This window comes from Streptomyces sp. HUAS MS02 (genome assembly GCF_055702265.1).
The window spans coordinates 4901185-4917143 of sequence record NZ_CM146747.1 but is presented as its reverse complement, the minus strand read 5'-3'; the positions used below and the strand labels follow the sequence as shown (position 1 = coordinate 4917143).

Below are 15959 nucleotides of genomic sequence, written 5' to 3'. Positions count from 1 at the left end.
CTCCCCCTCTTCGGCCTCGGCCCGGTCGCCGAACCCCCTTTCGGGGACCGGGCCTTGAGCTCAGTTCTGGTGGGACTGGTAGTGCGCCACCGCGTCCGAGGTGCGGCCCGCGCCGTACACCCGGAGGAACTCTGCCAGCTCAGGGTGGGTCGGGGCGAGGGTGTCCGCCGCCTCGATGATGTCGCCCGCGGCGGCGACCGAGCGAAGCAGCGACTGGATCTCGCGGACGACCCGCTTGACCGTGGGCGCCCCCGAACTCGTCGTCGACTGCGTGGTGTTGCTGAGCACCGAGCCCCCCTGTGACTTCTTGATCTCATCCATGCGCTCGGTCGCCTCGGCGGCGCTCACGCTGCCGTCCGCGACCTGACCCGCGAGGTCCTGCAGCAACTGCACCCGCTGGACCACCGCCGGGTTGCCGATCTTGGCACGCTGACCGCTCATCAGCTGCGACAGCATCGGTGCGGACAGGCCCAGCACCCCCGCGAGCCTGGCCTGGTTGAGACCCAGGTCCTCGATGAGCCTACGGAAGAGCGCCCCCAACGGCTCTCCGTACCAGTTCCGCTGCAGCTCCCGGGCTCTTGCGGTCGCTTCCTGCTGTGCGGCGTCCATTGCGTCTCCCCATCGCTTCCCCAAATACCGTGGTTCGCTGTAGCGAACCACGACGAGCATCTTACGGAGAGTGGTCGTTCACGGGGACCCCCAATCTTTTTGCGAGATCCCGGGGGTGACCCGGTACTCTGGTCTGCGAAGCCTCCCGGTGGCCCTTGCCTCCGGGTGGATGCTTCCCTTCCGGGGCCTTAGCTCAGTTGGTAGAGCGCTGTCTTTGCATGGCAGATGTCAGGGGTTCGACTCCCCTAGGCTCCACAGCGGATCGACCGGGCCGGATGTCTTAGGACATCTGGCCCGGTCTTTTTTCTGCCTCGGGAAGCATGGTCGTCAGTGGCGCCCTGGGCGGCGGCCGTCGCGATCGCTATCTGTGCACTCCGTGGAAAGAAGCCTGCTGGAACGGGGCAACGGATGCTGGCACGTGTCGGCGTGCGCAAATGCGAAACCAGTGTCCTGGGTCACACGAGGGCTGAGGAAATGTGTGCGTCACCCTTCGCAACCGGATCAACACATTCCGTTTGGTGGGGTGCAGGGGGTCTCGTGGGGTGGCGCACTTTCACGTGAAACAGCCCTGTGGGGCAGAAGACCGTCAAGTCTTCTGCCCCACAGGGCTGTTGAAAGATGTCCCGCCGAACGCGCCCTCGGGCAGGGCTGAGTCGGAACGGAACACGTCCTCCGACGCCGACCGTAGAGAAAGCGGCCTCGGCTGCCGATGCTCAGTCGGTTCTCAGCGCCGGTTGTCCCGGTCGGCCGCCTCGTCCTCCGCCTGCTTGGCCTCGACCTCGGGGTCGAGAACGGACTGACCACTGCCGTCCACAGCGGACAGACGACCGGAGTCGGAGACCTCGGTGGCGGCAGGGGGCTCGACGAGCCAGTCGGGGTTGGCCTGCTTGTCCCACCACTTCCAGGCGGCGAAGGCGCCCCCCGCCAGGACACCCAGGACGGCCAGGCCCTTGGCGGCACGGCCGAGCCTGGCCCTGCGCTGCTGCCTGCGGACCAGCCGCTGGATCTGCTGGGGTGAGACCTGTCCCCGCAGTGCGGCCAGCGCCGCGACGCTGCGGGCGGTGGCCTCCTCGCGGACGGGGCCGGCGGCGGCCACGGCCTGCTCGATACGGGGACGGGAGTAGTCGGCGGCCTGACGGGCCGCCTTGCGGGTGCGTGCGGCGGCTTCATGGGCCGCGTGGTCGACCTTCGGCGGCACATGCGTGCGAGCCTGCTCCAAGCGCGGGACGACATGGGCGCCGTACTGGACGCGTGCCTGTTCCGCGGCCTGCGACACCTTCGGCGCGAGTCGTACACGTGCCTCTTGCGCGTAGTGCGAGGCCTTGTCCTTGGCCGTGTCGGCGTAGGGCGCCACCACTTCCGCGGCGTGCAGCACGCTGTCCTTCGCCGAGCCGGTCGCGGCGCGCACGCTGTCGATGCGGGTCACGGGATCCTCCTCCTCGGTGGCGTACGTAATTCGACTTTCCACCCTTTTGGGGATCATGCCTCTCGGAGTGCTCCGGGGCATGTGCGGGCGGGCATCCGGGTCATGCCCTCGGCCCCGGCCGATCATCGACAGGAGCCGCTCATGAATCCGGTCACGTGCAATAGAGGATGAATGCGGGACAACGGGAACTTGTCCACGACAAGGCCGACAATGCCACGGATCGCCGTGAAGCGCGCCGGTACCGGTGGTACTCGGCCGGTTTTCCATACGCCCGCCGTACGAGAGCGAGGGCGTCGGGGGACGCACGGCGTCGGCCGTGCGAGGATCGGGGGAGTCACAAAGGACAACGGAAGGCAGATCGTGGCAGAGCAGCTGTACGCCACCCTGAAGACCAACCATGGCGACATCGAGGTGCGGCTGCTGCCGAACCACGCGCCCAAGACGGTCCGTAACTTCGTCGAGCTCGCCCAGGGCGAGCGTGAGTGGACCAACCCGGCCACCGGCCAGAAGTCCACGGACAAGCTCTACGACGGCACGGTCTTCCACCGGGTGATCAGTGGATTCATGATCCAGGGCGGTGACCCGCTGGGCAACGGCACCGGTGGTCCCGGCTACCAGTTCGCGGACGAGTTCCACCCGGACCTCGCCTTCGACAAGCCCTACCTGCTGGCCATGGCCAACGCCGGCCCGGGCACCAACGGCTCGCAGTTCTTCATCACCGTCTCCCCGACGGCGTGGCTGACCCGCAAGCACACCATCTTCGGTGAGGTCGTCGACGCGGCCAGCCAGAAGGTCGTGGACGCCATCGCCGGCGCCCAGACCAACCCGCGCACCGACCGTCCGGTCAACGACGTCGTCATCGAGTCGGTCGTCGTCGAGACCCGCCAGGGCTGAGCCCTCGGGCCTGTCGCACCGAACGCGCATCACGGGTTCACCGCCCGGACCGGACCCCGAAAGGTTCACAAGGTCCTGAAGGGAACCAATCGCCCCGCTCATCCGTAAGGATGGGCGGGGCGATGCGTTCCATCCAGGAGACGGAGGGACCCGATGGACCAGGTGCCGAGCGGCTCGAAGGACGCGCCGAGCCTGCCCACCTGCTACCGGCACCCGGACCGGGAGACAGGTATCCGCTGCACCCGCTGCGAGCGGCCCATCTGCCCCGAGTGCATGGTGAGCGCCTCCGTCGGCTTCCAGTGCCCCGAATGCGTCCGCAACGGCTCCGGCACGGGCCACGCCCCCTCAGCCGCCGCCCCGCGCACTCTCGCGGGCGGCACGGTCACCGCCGACCCCCGGCTCGTCACCAAGATCCTGATCGGCGCGAATCTGCTGTTCTTCCTGGTACAGGAGGCCATCGGCGACTCCTTCACCGAGCGGTTCGCACTCGTCGGGCGGGCTTGGGGCTCCGATTTCGGCTCAATCCAAGGCGTCGCCGAAGGTCAGTGGTACCGGCTGGTCACGTCGATGTTCCTGCACGGCGGTGTCATGCACATCGCCTTCAACATGCTCAGCCTGTGGTGGATCGGCGGTCCGCTGGAAGCCGCCCTCGGTCGAGCCCGCTATCTGGCGCTCTACTTCGCCTCGGGCCTCGCGGGCAGCGCACTCACCTACCTGCTCGCCGAGCCGAGCCAATCGACGCTCGGTGCATCCGGCGCCATCTTCGGCCTCTTCGGCGCGACAGCCGTCCTCATGCGTCGGCTGAAGTACGACATGCGCCCGGTCGTCATCCTGCTGGTCATCAACCTGGTCATCACCTTCGGCTGGTCCGGCATCGCCTGGCAGGCCCATGTCGGCGGTCTCGTCGGCGGTGTGCTGATCGGCTATGCGATGGTGCACGCACCGCGCGAACGGCGAGCACTGATCCAGTACGGCGTGTGCGTGCTGGTACTGGCCGCCGTGATCATCGTGACCCTGCTGAGGACGGCCCAGCTGACCTGAGGTGATGGCGGATCGTCACCATCCGGGTGCTGGTCCGGGCACTGTTACAGCACTGTTGTCCACAGACGGTGGCGGATCTTGTGCATAGGGTGCGGGAACAGGTGTGCCCCCTGTCGCTCACCTGTGTTTTCGCAGGTCAGGAAGGGGGCGAACACGCTTGCGGGTGCCGGTAGGTCAGTCGTACCGGCGTCAACGCCCAGTGAGTTATCCACAGATCGTCGTTCTTTTTCCCCACTGTGGAAAACGCCTGTGGATAACTCCGTGGATTGCTCTGGGGAGAACTAGCTCCACCGAGCGGAGACCACTACTTCCACTGGGTGGAGACACCGAATCCGGCGGCGATGAAGCCGAAGCCGACCACGATGTTCCAGTTGCCGAGCGAGTCGATCGGCAGCGAGCCGTCCGTCACATAGAAGACGACGATCCAGGCCAGCCCGATGAGGAACATGGCCAGCATGACCGGGGCCACCCAGCCGCGGCTGTTCAGCTTGATGTTCGTGGCCTGCTTGGACGGCGGCGGCGTGTAGTCGGCCTTCTTGCGGATACGTGACTTCGGCACGAGGGTCTCTCCTGTCGATGCGCTGCGTGGCCGCGCAGGGAACTGTGGCGGGCTCCGGGGCAGCGTACAAGGGGACACTGAATGCTCCCCCGGGCGTCCGTTAGCGTAGTGCTTCCGCGGCGCCTAAGGAGATAAGGGTACGTTGAGCAATTCAGCCGACTCCCCCGAGGCGGGTACCGGCACCTCCTCCCGAGGCGGTTTCCGGCCCGTGCGCGTGCTCACCGTCGGGGTCTTCGCCCTCGCTGGGCTGATCTTCTTCACCAGCTTCGACACGGCCAAGGGCACCAACATCCGTACGGACGCCTCTCTGCTGAAGCTCTCCGACCTGATCCAGGAGCGCAGCCACAAGAACGGGCAGCTCGACGAGTCCAACGCGGTCCTCCGGGACGACGTGGAGGCCCTGGCCGAGCGGGACGACGGCAGTACCAAGGCCGAGGACGCCCGGCTCAAGGCACTGGAGAAGAACGCCGGTACCCAGAAGCTCAGGGGGCAGGCCCTCACGGTCACCCTCAACGACGCCCCGCCGGACGCCACCGCCAAACTCCCCGGATATCCCGAGCCGCAGCCCGACTACCTGGTCATCCACCAACAGGACCTGCAGGCCGTGGTGAACGCCCTGTGGCTGGGTGGTGCCGAGGGCATCAAGGTCATGGACCAGCGGTTGATCTCCACCAGTGCCGTCCGCTGCGTCGGCAACACCCTGATCCTCCAGGGCCGCGTCTACTCGCCCCCGTACAAGATCCAGGCGGTCGGTGATCCCGAGAAGCTGCAGAAGGCGCTCAACGCCAGCAAGGCGATCCAGAACTACATGGTCTACGTGAACGTCTACGGGCTGGGCTGGAAAGTCACCGAGGACGGGCCGGTGACTCTTCCCGGCTACTCGGGCACAGTGGATCTGAAGTACGCGAAGCCCGTGGAGTGACGGCAGCCGGGGGACCCGTGTCGGTGCGCGTGATCGTGAGGACCGCCAGCGAGCTCTGCATCACCGTCGGCACCCTGATCGTGCTCTTCGTCGTCTACGTGCTGTTCTGGACCGGTGTGAAAGCCGACACCGAGATGGATCACCAGGTCGACCTGCTCCAGGACCGGTGGGCGAAGCAGCCGACGTCCGGCCCGGGCCCCTCGTCTGCGCCAGAGCCGCCCGCCGCGTACGAGAGCGGCGAGCCCTTCGCGCTCATGTACATCCCGCGTCTGGGTTCCACGTGGAACAAGCCCGTCCTGGAGGGTACGAAGACGGACACTCTCAAGAAAGGACTCGGCCACTACGCGAACACCGCGCAGCTGGGACAGAAGGGGAACTTCGCGGTCGCCGGCCACCGGCGTACCTACGGCGATCCCTTCAAAGATTTTCCCAAGCTGCGTCCCGGCGACGAGGTCGTCCTGTCCGACGGCGCGGACTGGTTCACGTACGTCATCGACAAGGGTCCCTACCGGACATTGCCCACGGACGTCCAGGTCATCGACCCCGTGCCGACGAAATCGGGCTACACGCGCGCGGGGCGCTATCTGACGCTGACGACATGCGACCCGGAGTGGGGACACAGTCACCGGCTCATCGTCTGGGGCCATCTGGATTCCACGCAGCCTGTCGAGTCAGGGAAACCGGAGGCACTACGCCGTTAGTCTGGTGGCGGTGCGGCGTGATTCCGGTGCCGTGGTGTGAAGGAAGGGACGGCATGTACGGCTGGATCTGGCGACATCTGCCGGGTAGCGCGTGGCTGAAGGCGCTGATCTCGATCGTGCTGACCCTGGCTGTCGTCTATGTCCTCTTCCAATACGTCTTTCCCTGGGCAGAGCCCCTGCTGCCCTTCAACGATGTGACGGTGAACGACCAGTGAGTGCCGCCCGACCCGCCCGGGTCCTCGTCGTCGACAACTACGACAGCTTCGTCTTCAACCTGGTCCAGTACCTGTACCAGCTGGGCGCCGAGTGCGAGGTGCTGCGCAACGACGAGGTGGCGACCGCCCACGCCCAGGACGGCTTCGACGGCGTGCTCCTGTCCCCCGGCCCGGGCACCCCCGAGGAGGCCGGCGTCTGCGTGGACATGGTCCGCCACTGTGCCGCGACCGGCGTCCCCGTCTTCGGCGTCTGCCTCGGCATGCAGTCCATGCAGGTGGCCTACGGCGGTGTCGTGAACCGCGCGCCCGAACTGCTGCACGGAAAGACCTCACTGGTGGAACACGAGGGCAAGGGAGTCTTCGCGGGCCTGCCCACCCCCTTCACCGCGACCCGCTACCACTCCCTCGCCGCGGAGCCGGCCACCGTGCCGGCCGAGCTCGAGGTCACGGCGCGCACGCACGACGGGATCATCATGGGCCTCAGGCATCGGGAACTGCCGGTCGAGGGCGTGCAGTTCCACCCCGAGTCGGTGCTCACCGAGCACGGCCACCGCATGCTGGCCAACTGGCTGGCCGAATGCGGCGACCAAGGGGCCGTGGCCAGGTCGACGGGGCTCGCCCCCGTGGTGGGCAGGGCCACGGCGTGACGGCACTGCGCCCCGAGCGCGAGAGTGCCCCCTACGGCGGCGAGGCCGCGTACGGGGGCGCCGAGGCGTTTGAGGCGGAGGCCTTCCAGCCGGGGGAGTCGTTCGGCGATCCGGCCGAGCCTCAGGCCTGGACCGTCCAGCAGGGCTCGCAGACCGTCCAGCAGGGCTCGCAGTACGGGCAGGGAGACTGGTTCGGCCAGCAGCAGCCGTACACGGAGCCCTCGTTCGAGCCGTACCAGCCCTACGAGTCGTACGACACCTACGAGCCGCGTCCCCGACCCACGGCCGAGGGGTTGTACGGGACCGACACCGCGCTGCAGCACCCTCCGATCGACGAGGAGACGGTGGCCCTCCGGGTGGAGGAGGCGCGGCGGCTGGCCGCCGCGGCCGAGCCGATACCCGCGCCCCCGGCTCCCGGAGGCCGTGCGGCCCGCCGTAAGGCCGCGAGACGGCACGGGAGGCACGGGGGCTCCTTCGGGGCCCACGCGGGTCCAGGAGCCGCTCAGGGGCCCGAGGAGGGCTTAGGAGAGGACGGGCTGTCGGCGCCCCGTTCCAGGATCGAGGCGCGGCGGGCGGCGCGGGCGCGCAAGCCCAGCGCGGGAGTGATCGCGAGCCGGGTCATCGGCGAGGTGTTCATCACCACCGGCGTGGTGATGCTGCTCTTCGTCACCTACCAGCTCTGGTGGTCCAACATCCGCGCCCATCAGCAGGCGGGCCGGGAGGCGACGAGCCTCCAGGAGGAGTGGAAGAGCGGCAAGCGCGCGCCGGGCGCCTTCGAGCCCGGGCAGGGCTTCGCCATCCTGCACATTCCGAAGCTGGACGTCGTCGTGCCGATCGCCGAGGGCATCAGCAAGTCGAAGGTCCTGGACCGCGGAATGGTCGGCCACTACGACGAGAACAGCATCAAGACGGCCATGCCCGAGGACAAGACGGGTAATTTCGGTATCGCGGGCCACCGCAACACCCATGGTGAACCGTTCCGTTACATCAACCGACTCAAGCCGGGCGATCCGATCGTCGTGGAGACGCAGGACAAGTACTACGTCTACGACATGGCCTCGATCCTGCCGGTGACCCCGCCGTCGAACGTCAGCGTGCTCCAGCCCGTGCCCCCGGGCTCCGGCTTCACCCAGCCGGGTCGCTACATCACGTTGACCACGTGCACGCCGGAGTTCACGAGCAAGTACCGCATGATCGTGTGGGGCAAGATGGTGGAGGAACGGCCGCGCAGCGAGGGGAAGCCCGACGCGCTCGTCCAGTAGGGGCTCGACCAAGGGCGGAAGAACTGTGGCAGTGACCACCGACGACACCGAAGAGAAGACGGACGCGTCCGAGGCCACGCCGCGGCGCCGCGGCATGAGCCGGATCGCCATGGCGGTCAGTGTCTTCGGTGAACTCCTCATCACGGCGGGCCTCGTGCTCGGTCTGTTCGTCGTCTACTCGCTGTGGTGGACGAACGTGCTCGCCGACCGTGAGGCGGACAAGGAAGCGAACAAGGTCCGCGACACCTGGGCCTCGGACGACGGACCGGGCGCCCTGGACACCAAGGACGGCATCGGCTTCCTGCACGTGCCCGCCATGAAGAACGGCGAGGTCCTGGTGAAGAAGGGCACCTCCACCAAGATCCTCAACGGTGGTGTCGCCGGCTACTACACCGACCCGGTCAAGGCGACCCTCCCCAGTTCCGACAAGGACGGCAACTTCACCCTGGCCGCCCACCGGGACGGCCACGGCGCGAAGTTCCACAACATCGACAAGCTGGAGAAGGGCGACGCGATCGTCTTCGAGACCCGCGACAACTGGTACGTCTACAAGGTCTACGACACCCTCTCCGAGACTTCGAAGTACAACGTCAAGGTCCTCTCGAACATCCCCAAGGAGTCCGGCAAGAAGAAGGCCGGCAAATACATCACCCTCACCACCTGCACGCCCGTCTATACGTCCCGGTACCGGTACATCGTGTGGGGCGAGCTCGAGCGCGTGGAACGGGTGAACGCGGAGCGTACGGTGCCGAAGGAACTTCGATAGCCGCGCGGTGGTTGCTCCCCCGGAGGGATGTTTCACGTGAAACATCCGGTTTCACGTGAAACATCGAGACGACGAAGGAGCCCCGGTACCCCCTCAGGGAGGGTGCCGGGGCTCCTTCGTCGTACGGGGCAGAGGGCTCTCTCAGCCCCTCCGTCTTAGCGGGCGGCGCTAGCCGAAGAATCCTCCACCGTCGCCGCCGCCATTGTTGTTGTTGCCGTTGTTGCCGCCGAAACCGACCGAGGCGAGGGTGATCGTCGTCTTGGTCGGGTCGGCTTCGTTGCCGCCGTCCGGGTCTTGGTCGGTGACGAACGCGGTGTCGCTCTGGTCACTGCCGCCCGCGAACTGGATGTTGGTGAAGCCGGCCGCCTGGAGGATCTGCTTGGCCTCGCCCACGGTCCGTCCCACGACGTTCGGGACCTGGGCCTTCTTCTCCTCCTCGGCCGCCTTACCGATCTGGATGGTGACCGTGTCGCCCTTGTTGAGCTCGGAGCCGGCCTCGGGGTTGGTCGCGATGACCTTGCCGACGAGGTTGGGGTCCTGGGTCTCGACCTCGGTGCAGGTGCCGACGAGGTTGTTGGCCGCCATCTGGTTCTTGGCGTTGTCACAACTCTGCCGGGCCACGTCCGGGACGGTCTCCTTGTCCGGCGCCTTGGCGACAGTCAGCGTGATCGTGGAGCCCTTCTCGAGCTTGCCGCTGGCCGGGTCCTGATCGGTCACAATGCCGGGCGTGCGGTCGGACTCCTCAGTCTTCTTCTCGACCTCGAAGCCCTTGTCCTTGAGCTCGGCCTCGGCCTCGTCGAACTGGATGCCCTGGACGTCGGGGACTGTGACCTTCGGAGCACCCGTCGAGATGACCAGGGCGACAGTGTCGCCCTTCTTCAACGGGGTACCCGCCTGCGGGTTCTGCTCGCAGACGTTGCCCTTCTTCTGGTCCTCGCAGGGCTTCTGGGAGGTCTCCACCTTCAGGTCGACGTTGGTGGCCGCCTGTTTCGCTTCCGCCTCGCTCTGGCCGATGAAGTTCGGCGCCTTGAGGGTGTCGTTGCCGGCGTCATTGCCCGAGAACATCCACTGCCCGATGAGGACGGCACCGATCAGCACCAGCACACCCGCGACGACCAGAAGGATCGTCGAGGTGTTGTTCTTCTTCTGTTGCTGGCGGCGACGGCCCTGGCGGTCGTCGTAGCCGTAACCGTCGTCCGGGCCGACCGGCGGGAGCATCGTCGTGGCACCGGCGTCGGCGCGCAGGCCGGTGGTCGGCTGGTCGTCCGGGTAGCCGCCGTAGCCGACCGAACCCATGGCCGCCGTGGCGGCGACGGGCTGGCCGTCGAGGCAGGCCTCGATGTCGGCCCGCATCTCGTCGGCGGACTGGTAGCGGTAGTCCGGGTCCTTGACCAGGGCACGCAGGACGATTGCGTCCATCTCCGGAGTGATCTCCGGGTCGAAGACGCTCGGGGGCTGCGGCTCCTCCCGCACGTGCTGGTAGGCGACCGCCACGGGGGAGTCACCCACGAACGGCGGGCGGACCGTCAGCAGCTCGTAGAGCAGACAGCCGGTGGAGTACAGGTCGGACCGGGCGTCCACCTGCTCGCCCTTGGCCTGCTCCGGCGAGAGGTACTGGGCGGTGCCGATGACCGCGGACGTCTGCGTCATCGTCATCCCGGAGTCACCCATGGCGCGGGCGATACCGAAGTCCATCACCTTGACCTGGCCGTTGCGCGTCAGCATGACGTTGGCCGGCTTGATGTCGCGGTGGACGATCTGGTTGCGGTGGGCGTACTCCAGTCCCTGGAGGATGCCGATGGTCATCTCCATGGCCCGCTCCGGCAGCAGCTTGCGGCCGCTGTGGAGAAGTTCACGGAGGGTGGAGCCCTCGACGTACTCCATGACGATGTACGGGATCGAGACCCCGTCGATGTAGTCCTCGCCCGTGTCGTAGACCGCCACGATCGCGGGGTGGTTGAGCGAGGCGGCCGACTGGGCCTCCCGGCGGAACCGGGCCTGGAAGGTGGGGTCGCGCGCGAGGTCCGCTCGCAGCGTCTTCACCGCCACGGTGCGGCCGAGGCGGGTGTCCATCGCGAGGTAGACCTCCGCCATGCCACCACGGCCGAGCACCTGGCCCAGCTCGTACCGGCCGCCGAGGCGACGCGGCTCTTCCATAGCTTCCTACCAGCCCTCTCCGTCGGTCCCGACCGCACCCATGTGTGGTCCGGCGGCTGTGCTCCGGGCATACGGTACCCGGCTCGCCTTCTGTGACCTGGCCAACCGCATCACCCGATACAGGACCGGTATCGCAACGTGCACCGATGTGAAGGCGACGTGAGCGGGGTCACTTCTTGCTGTTGATCACTGCCTGCATCACGCTCTTCGCGATCGGGGCGGCGAGACCGCCACCGGAGATGTCGCCACGCGAGGCGTCGCTGTCCTCGACGACCACGGCCACGGCGACCGGCGAGCTGCCGTCACTGAGCTTGGCGTAGGAGATGAACCAGGCGTACGGCTTCTCCTTGTTGTTCACGCCGCGCTGCGCTGTACCGGTCTTGCCGCCGACGGTGACGCCGCTGATCTGCGCGTTCTTACCGGTACCCGTCTTGACGACGCTCTCCATCAGGTCCTGGAGCTTCTGGGCGTTCTCCGGTGAGACCGCCTGGGAGAGCGTCTCGGGGTCGTGGGTCTCGATGACGTCGAGGTTGGAAGCCCGCAGCTGGTCGACCATGTACGGAGCCATCAGCTTGCCGTCGTTGGCGACGGCGGAGGCGACCATGGCCATCTGGAGCGGGGTGGCCCGGTTGGATGCCTGACCGATGCCGGCCATCGCGTTCTGCGGGCGGTTGTCCTCGGGGTAGATGCTCTCCGCGGCGCGCACGGGAGTGTCCAGCGTGGCGTCGTTGAAACCGAACTTCTCGGATTGCTCGATCATCTTGTCGTTGCCGACGCTGTCGGAGAGCTTGCCGAAGACCGTGTTGCAGGACTGCTCGAGCGCGTAGCGGAGGGTGGCGTTCTTGCACACGCCATGCTGGTTGGTGAGGGGGGTGGACGACTCCGGCAGCTTGTACGGGTCAGGCGAGTCCGTCTTGTCGTCGATGTCCGAGACGACGCCGTTCTCCAGGGCCGCGGCGGCCGTGACCACCTTGAACGTGGAGCCCGGCGGGTAGGTCTCGCGCAGCGCGCGGTTCAGCATCGGCTTGTCGGCGTCCTTCTCCAGCTTCGAGAAGGTCTCGCTGTCCTTGGTGCTGATTCCGGCGAAGGTCGACGGGTCGTAGGACGGCGTGGAGGCGAGGGCCAGGATCGCGCCGGTCTTGGGGTCGAGCGCGGCGACGGCGCCCTTCTTGTCGCCGAGGCCCTCGAAGGCCGCCTTCTGCGCGGCGGCGTTGAGGGTGGTGACGACGCTGCCGCCCTCCTTCTTCTTGCCGGTGATCATGTCCAGCGTGTTCCGGAAGAAGAGCCGGTCGTCGTTGCCGGTGAGGATGCCGTCCTCGAGGTTCTCCAGCTGGGTGGCGCCGACGATCTGGGAGGAGTAACCGGTGACCGGCGCCCACATCTCGCCGTTCTTCCAGGTGCGCTTGTACTTGTAGTCGGCGCCCTCGGTCGCGACGGACCCGGTGATGGCCTTGCCGTCGACGATGATGTCCCCGCGAGGCGTGGCGTAGCGCTCGATGGAGACGCGCCGGTTCTCCTTGTGGGTGGCGAGGGCATCCGCCTGGACGTACTGGAGCCAGTTGTTGCGGATGAGCAGGGCGAGTACCAGAAGCCCGCAGAAGATCGCGATGCGGCGCAGGGGCTTGTTCATGACGGGCGGACCACCTGGGTCATCTCGGCGTCGGGGTTGGGTGCGGGTGCGGGTGCGGGCCGGCGCGCGGTGTCGCTGATTCTGATCAGGACGCCGATGAGCGCCCAGTTGGCGATGACCGAGGATCCGCCGTACGCCAGGAACGGCATCGTCATACCGGTCAGCGGGATGAGGCCCATGACACCGCCGGCGACGACGAAGACCTGGAGGGCGAACGCGCCGGACAGGCCGACGGCGAGCAGCTTGCCGAACGGGTCGCGGGCGGCGAGGGCCGTGCGGATACCGCGCTCCACGATCAGGCCGTAGATCAGCAGGATCGCCATCACACCGGTCAGACCCAGCTCCTCACCGAAGGTGGCGAGGATGAAGTCGGAGTTCGCGGCGAAGCGGATGAGTTCGGAGTGGCCTTGGCCCCAGCCGGTGCCGAGAGTGCCGCCGGAGCCGAAGGCCCACAGGGCCTGCATGGCCTGCTCGGAGTGGATGATGCCGTCGCTGGTCCCCGCGCGGCTGAGCTTGTACTCGCGATACGGATCGAGCCATGCCTGGACACGGGTCTGGACGTGGGGTTCGAAGCTGGCCACGCCGACCGCGCCGGCCGCGGACATCAGCAGACCGAAGACGATCCAGCTGGTCCGCTCGGTCGCGACGTACAGCATGATCACGAACATGCCGAAGAACAGCAGCGACGTACCGAGGTCGGTCTCGAAGACGAGGATCAGGATCGAGATCGCCCAGACGACGATGATCGGGCCGAGGTCGCGGCCGCGCGGCAGGTACAGGCCCATGAAGCGGCGGCTGGCCAGTGCGAGCGCGTCGCGCTTCACCATCAGGTAGCCGGCGAAGAAGATCGCCAGCACGATCTTGGCGAACTCGCCGGGTTGGATGGTGAAGCTGCCGACCTGGATCCAGATCTTGGCACCGTAGGTGAGTTCCGCGCCGAGGCCCGGCACCAGGGGGAGCAGCAGCAGGACCAGCGCGCCGGCCATGGAGATGTAGGTGTAGCGCTGGAGGGTGCGGTGGTCCTTGAGGAAGATCAGTACGACGATGAGGAGGGCGATGCCCATCGCTGTGTAGACGAGCTGATTGGTCGCCTTGCCGCCGGCCTGTCCGATCTGCTGGAGCAGTTTCGACTGGTCCAGTCGCCAGATGGCCACCAGCCCCAGTCCGTTCAGCAGTGTGGCCAGAGGCAGCATCAGCGGGTCGGCGTACGGCGCGAACTTGCGGATGACGAGATGCCCGATGCCGGCCAGCACCCCGAGGCCGATGCCGTAGGCGGCGAGTCCCGCGGGCACCTCGTCGTTGAGTGCGAGACCCACGTTGGCGTAGGCGAACACCGGGATGACGACCGCGAACGCCAGCAGTGCCAGCTCGGTGTTGCGTCGGCTCGGTGTGCCGATCGCGCCGATCGTGGACGTGTGCTGCGTCGACGGGTTGGTAGTACTGCTCATGGTGTACGTGGGCCCCTCGCGGCTTGCCTACTGCTCACCGCACCGTGAGACCAGCTCCTGCTCCTCCTCCGAGAGGGTGGGGCCGGTCGACGGTGTGGGTGCGGTCTCAGTCTGGGTCGGGGTCGGGGACGCCGGCGGTGTCGGCGTCGGGGACGATGTGGCCTTGGACGTGAGGGAGGTCTTCGTGGTTCCCGTGACTCCGCCCGCCTCGCCCTCGCCCGTCTTGGCGTTGCTGTCCGCGGCCTCGCGGCGCTCGGCGTTCTTCTTGCACGCCGACGCCTGGGTGGACAGCTCCTCGATCTTCTTCCGGGCGTCGCCCAGACCGCCCTCGGCGATCGTGGCCTCGACCAGTTTCTGCTGGTAGGGCGGCAGGTACTTGAGTTCGATCTCGGGGTGGTCCTTCTCGACCTTCGAGAGCGAGATCCAGGCCAGGTCCTGGCTGATGCCGCGGTACAGCGCCACGTGGTCGTCGTTGGAGCCGACGTAGTACTGCGTCTGTGTCCAGCGGTAACCGCCGTACAGGCCCCCGCCGACCACGGCGAGGGCGAGGATGCCGAAGAAGGATCTCTTCAGCCACCTGCGCTTCTTGCGCGGCTTGACGAAGTCGTCGTCGGAGTAGTCGCCGAAGCCGCCCGCGGCGGGCATGTATCCGGTGGTGTCGCCGGAGCCGGGCGGGCCGAACTCGCCGCCGCCCTGTCCGTGCCCCTGGCGGCCGAGACCTGAGGCCCGGCCGGCGGGGGTCTGCATGATGCCGTTGTCCTGGAGGTGGAGCTGGTTCTCGGCGACGGCGCCGACCACGACGGGGGTGTCGGAGAGCTGCCCGGCGAGGGTGTCTCCGGTGTCGAGGTCGAGGACGTCGGCGACGATGACCGTGATGTTGTCCGGGCCGCCGCCGCGCAGCGCGAGCTGGATCAGCTCCTGCACGGTCTCCTGCGGGCCCTGGTAGCTGGCGAGGGTGTCCTCCATCGTCTGGTGGGACACCACGCCGGACAGGCCGTCGGAGCAGATCAGGTACCGGTCGCCGGCCCGGACCTCACGGATGGAGAGGTCGGGTTCCACGTGGTCGCCGCTGCCCAGCGCGCGCATCAGCAGGGAGCGCTGCGGGTGGGTGGTGGCCTCTTCCTCCGTGATGCGGCCCTCGTCGACCAGACGCTGCACCCAGGTGTGGTCCTGGGTGATCTGGGTGAGGACGCCGTCCCTGAGGAGGTAGGCGCGGGAGTCGCCGACGTGGACCAGGCCGAGTCGCTGGCCGGTCCACAGCAGGGCGGTGAGCGTGGTGCCCATGCCCTCCAGCTGCGGGTCCTCCTCGACCATCGAGCGCAGCTGGTCGTTGGCGCGCTGCACGGCGGTGCCGAGGGAGGTGAGGATGTCGGAGCCGGGGACGTCGTCGTCGAGCGTGACGAGGGTGGAGATCACCTCGGAGGAGGCGACCTCACCGGCCGCCTGGCCGCCCATGCCGTCGGCGATCGCGAGCAACCGCGGACCGGCGTAGCCCGAGTCCTCGTTGCCCTCGCGGATCATGCCTTTGTGCGATCCGGCGGCGAAGCGCAGTGACAGACTCATGCGCACCTCGCCCGTCGGCTCCGGGTACATCCGCACGGTGCCCACCCTCCGGTCGGGAGCGCGCCGGGAGCCCTGGTGGGGGCCGCCCCTGCGTGCTCGCTCCGCTCGCGCCTACTCAT

At 67.5% G+C, this 15959-nt stretch carries 15 protein-coding genes and 1 tRNA gene; 9 read left to right on the top strand and 7 right to left on the bottom strand.

Features of this window, described 5'->3' with window-relative positions:
- Positions 1 to 60: 60 nt before the first annotated feature.
- Entirely contained in the window at positions 61 to 609 is a 549-nt protein-coding gene (locus ACZ9QC_RS21075) for a helix-turn-helix domain-containing protein (protein WP_033530590.1), read from the bottom strand.
- Positions 610 to 791: 182 nt separating this feature from the next.
- Between ACZ9QC_RS21075 and ACZ9QC_RS21070 the strand changes: the two genes are divergently transcribed.
- Positions 792 to 864, top strand: a tRNA-Ala gene (locus ACZ9QC_RS21070).
- A gap of 469 nt (positions 865 to 1333) precedes the next feature.
- On the opposite strand, the gene ACZ9QC_RS21065 is transcribed toward ACZ9QC_RS21070, so the two are convergent.
- On the bottom strand, positions 1334 to 2035 hold the full coding sequence (locus ACZ9QC_RS21065) for a DUF5324 family protein (RefSeq protein ID WP_472921555.1): 702 nt from the start codon (positions 2033 to 2035) through the stop codon (positions 1334 to 1336).
- Between the two features lie 360 nt (positions 2036 to 2395).
- On the opposite strand from ACZ9QC_RS21065, the gene ACZ9QC_RS21060 reads away from it, so the two are divergent.
- Together ACZ9QC_RS21060 and ACZ9QC_RS21055 are read left to right on the top strand one after the other, a co-directional pair.
- Complete coding sequence (locus ACZ9QC_RS21060) at positions 2396 to 2929, top strand: peptidylprolyl isomerase (RefSeq protein WP_045558525.1); 534 nt, start codon at positions 2396 to 2398, stop codon at positions 2927 to 2929.
- A gap of 153 nt (positions 2930 to 3082) precedes the next feature.
- Positions 3083 to 3970: a rhomboid family intramembrane serine protease gene (locus tag ACZ9QC_RS21055; RefSeq protein ID WP_472921554.1), complete on the top strand. Its 888-nt coding sequence runs from the start codon at positions 3083 to 3085 to the stop codon at positions 3968 to 3970.
- Between the two features lie 304 nt (positions 3971 to 4274).
- Here the strand turns inward: ACZ9QC_RS21055 and crgA are convergent, their stop codons facing one another.
- Positions 4275 to 4529: a cell division protein CrgA gene (gene crgA / locus ACZ9QC_RS21050; RefSeq protein WP_045558527.1), complete on the bottom strand. Its 255-nt coding sequence runs from the start codon at positions 4527 to 4529 to the stop codon at positions 4275 to 4277.
- A gap of 142 nt (positions 4530 to 4671) precedes the next feature.
- Between crgA and ACZ9QC_RS21045 the strand changes: the two genes are divergently transcribed.
- The 6 genes from ACZ9QC_RS21045 to ACZ9QC_RS21020 are packed head-to-tail and all read left to right on the top strand — an operon-like array spanning position 4672 to position 9042.
- Positions 4672 to 5451, top strand: a complete 780-nt coding sequence (locus tag ACZ9QC_RS21045; protein ID WP_472921553.1) for a DUF881 domain-containing protein — start codon at positions 4672 to 4674, stop codon at positions 5449 to 5451.
- A 17-nt stretch (positions 5452 to 5468) separates the two neighbouring features.
- Positions 5469 to 6152: a class E sortase gene (locus tag ACZ9QC_RS21040; protein ID WP_472921552.1), complete on the top strand. Its 684-nt coding sequence runs from the start codon at positions 5469 to 5471 to the stop codon at positions 6150 to 6152.
- 53 nt (positions 6153 to 6205) lie between these two features.
- Positions 6206 to 6367 carry a hypothetical protein gene (locus ACZ9QC_RS21035; RefSeq protein WP_472921551.1) on the top strand — a complete coding sequence of 54 codons (162 nt, stop codon included), beginning with the start codon at positions 6206 to 6208 and terminating at the stop codon, positions 6365 to 6367.
- The gene (locus ACZ9QC_RS21030) at positions 6364 to 7014 is read left to right on the top strand and encodes an aminodeoxychorismate/anthranilate synthase component II (RefSeq protein ID WP_472921550.1); all 651 of its coding nucleotides are present in this window, start codon (positions 6364 to 6366) and stop codon (positions 7012 to 7014) included. The genes ACZ9QC_RS21035 and ACZ9QC_RS21030 overlap by 4 nt, the downstream gene beginning before the upstream one ends.
- Complete coding sequence (locus ACZ9QC_RS21025; RefSeq protein ID WP_472921549.1) at positions 7011 to 8276, top strand: class E sortase; 1266 nt, start codon at positions 7011 to 7013, stop codon at positions 8274 to 8276. Before ACZ9QC_RS21030 ends, ACZ9QC_RS21025 begins: the two co-directional genes overlap by 4 nt.
- Before the next feature lie 25 nt (positions 8277 to 8301).
- The gene (locus ACZ9QC_RS21020) at positions 8302 to 9042 is read left to right on the top strand and encodes a class E sortase (RefSeq protein ID WP_472921548.1); all 741 of its coding nucleotides are present in this window, start codon (positions 8302 to 8304) and stop codon (positions 9040 to 9042) included.
- Between the two features lie 168 nt (positions 9043 to 9210).
- Here the strand turns inward: ACZ9QC_RS21020 and pknB are convergent, their stop codons facing one another.
- The 4 genes from pknB to ACZ9QC_RS21000 form a co-directional block, all read right to left on the bottom strand.
- Positions 9211 to 11199 carry a Stk1 family PASTA domain-containing Ser/Thr kinase gene (gene pknB, locus ACZ9QC_RS21015; protein WP_472921547.1) on the bottom strand — a complete coding sequence of 663 codons (1989 nt, stop codon included), beginning with the start codon at positions 11197 to 11199 and terminating at the stop codon, positions 9211 to 9213.
- Positions 11200 to 11368: 169 nt separating this feature from the next.
- Entirely contained in the window at positions 11369 to 12829 is a 1461-nt protein-coding gene (locus ACZ9QC_RS21010) for a peptidoglycan D,D-transpeptidase FtsI family protein (protein ID WP_472921546.1), read from the bottom strand.
- A complete protein-coding gene (locus tag ACZ9QC_RS21005; RefSeq protein WP_472921545.1) occupies positions 12826 to 14277 on the bottom strand; it encodes an FtsW/RodA/SpoVE family cell cycle protein in 1452 nt (483 codons plus the stop codon). Before ACZ9QC_RS21005 ends, ACZ9QC_RS21010 begins: the two co-directional genes overlap by 4 nt.
- A 27-nt stretch (positions 14278 to 14304) precedes the next feature.
- Positions 14305 to 15840, bottom strand: a complete 1536-nt coding sequence (locus tag ACZ9QC_RS21000) for a Stp1/IreP family PP2C-type Ser/Thr phosphatase (protein WP_472921544.1) — start codon at positions 15838 to 15840, stop codon at positions 14305 to 14307.
- Between the last annotated feature and the right edge of the window lie 119 nt (positions 15841 to 15959).

Coding starts and splice junctions, on each gene's coding strand:
- ACZ9QC_RS21075 (WP_033530590.1), bottom strand. CDS start 609: ATGGACGCCGCACAGCAGGAAGCGACCGCAAGAGCCCGGGAGCTGCAG.
- ACZ9QC_RS21055 (WP_472921554.1), top strand. CDS start 3,083: ATGGACCAGGTGCCGAGCGGCTCGAAGGACGCGCCGAGCCTGCCCACC.
- ACZ9QC_RS21035 (WP_472921551.1), top strand. CDS start 6,206: ATGTACGGCTGGATCTGGCGACATCTGCCGGGTAGCGCGTGGCTGAAG.
- pknB (WP_472921547.1), bottom strand. CDS start 11,199: ATGGAAGAGCCGCGTCGCCTCGGCGGCCGGTACGAGCTGGGCCAGGTG.
- ACZ9QC_RS21010 (WP_472921546.1), bottom strand. CDS start 12,829: ATGAACAAGCCCCTGCGCCGCATCGCGATCTTCTGCGGGCTTCTGGTA.
- ACZ9QC_RS21005 (WP_472921545.1), bottom strand. CDS start 14,277: ATGAGCAGTACTACCAACCCGTCGACGCAGCACACGTCCACGATCGGC.
- ACZ9QC_RS21000 (WP_472921544.1), bottom strand. CDS start 15,840: ATGAGTCTGTCACTGCGCTTCGCCGCCGGATCGCACAAAGGCATGATC.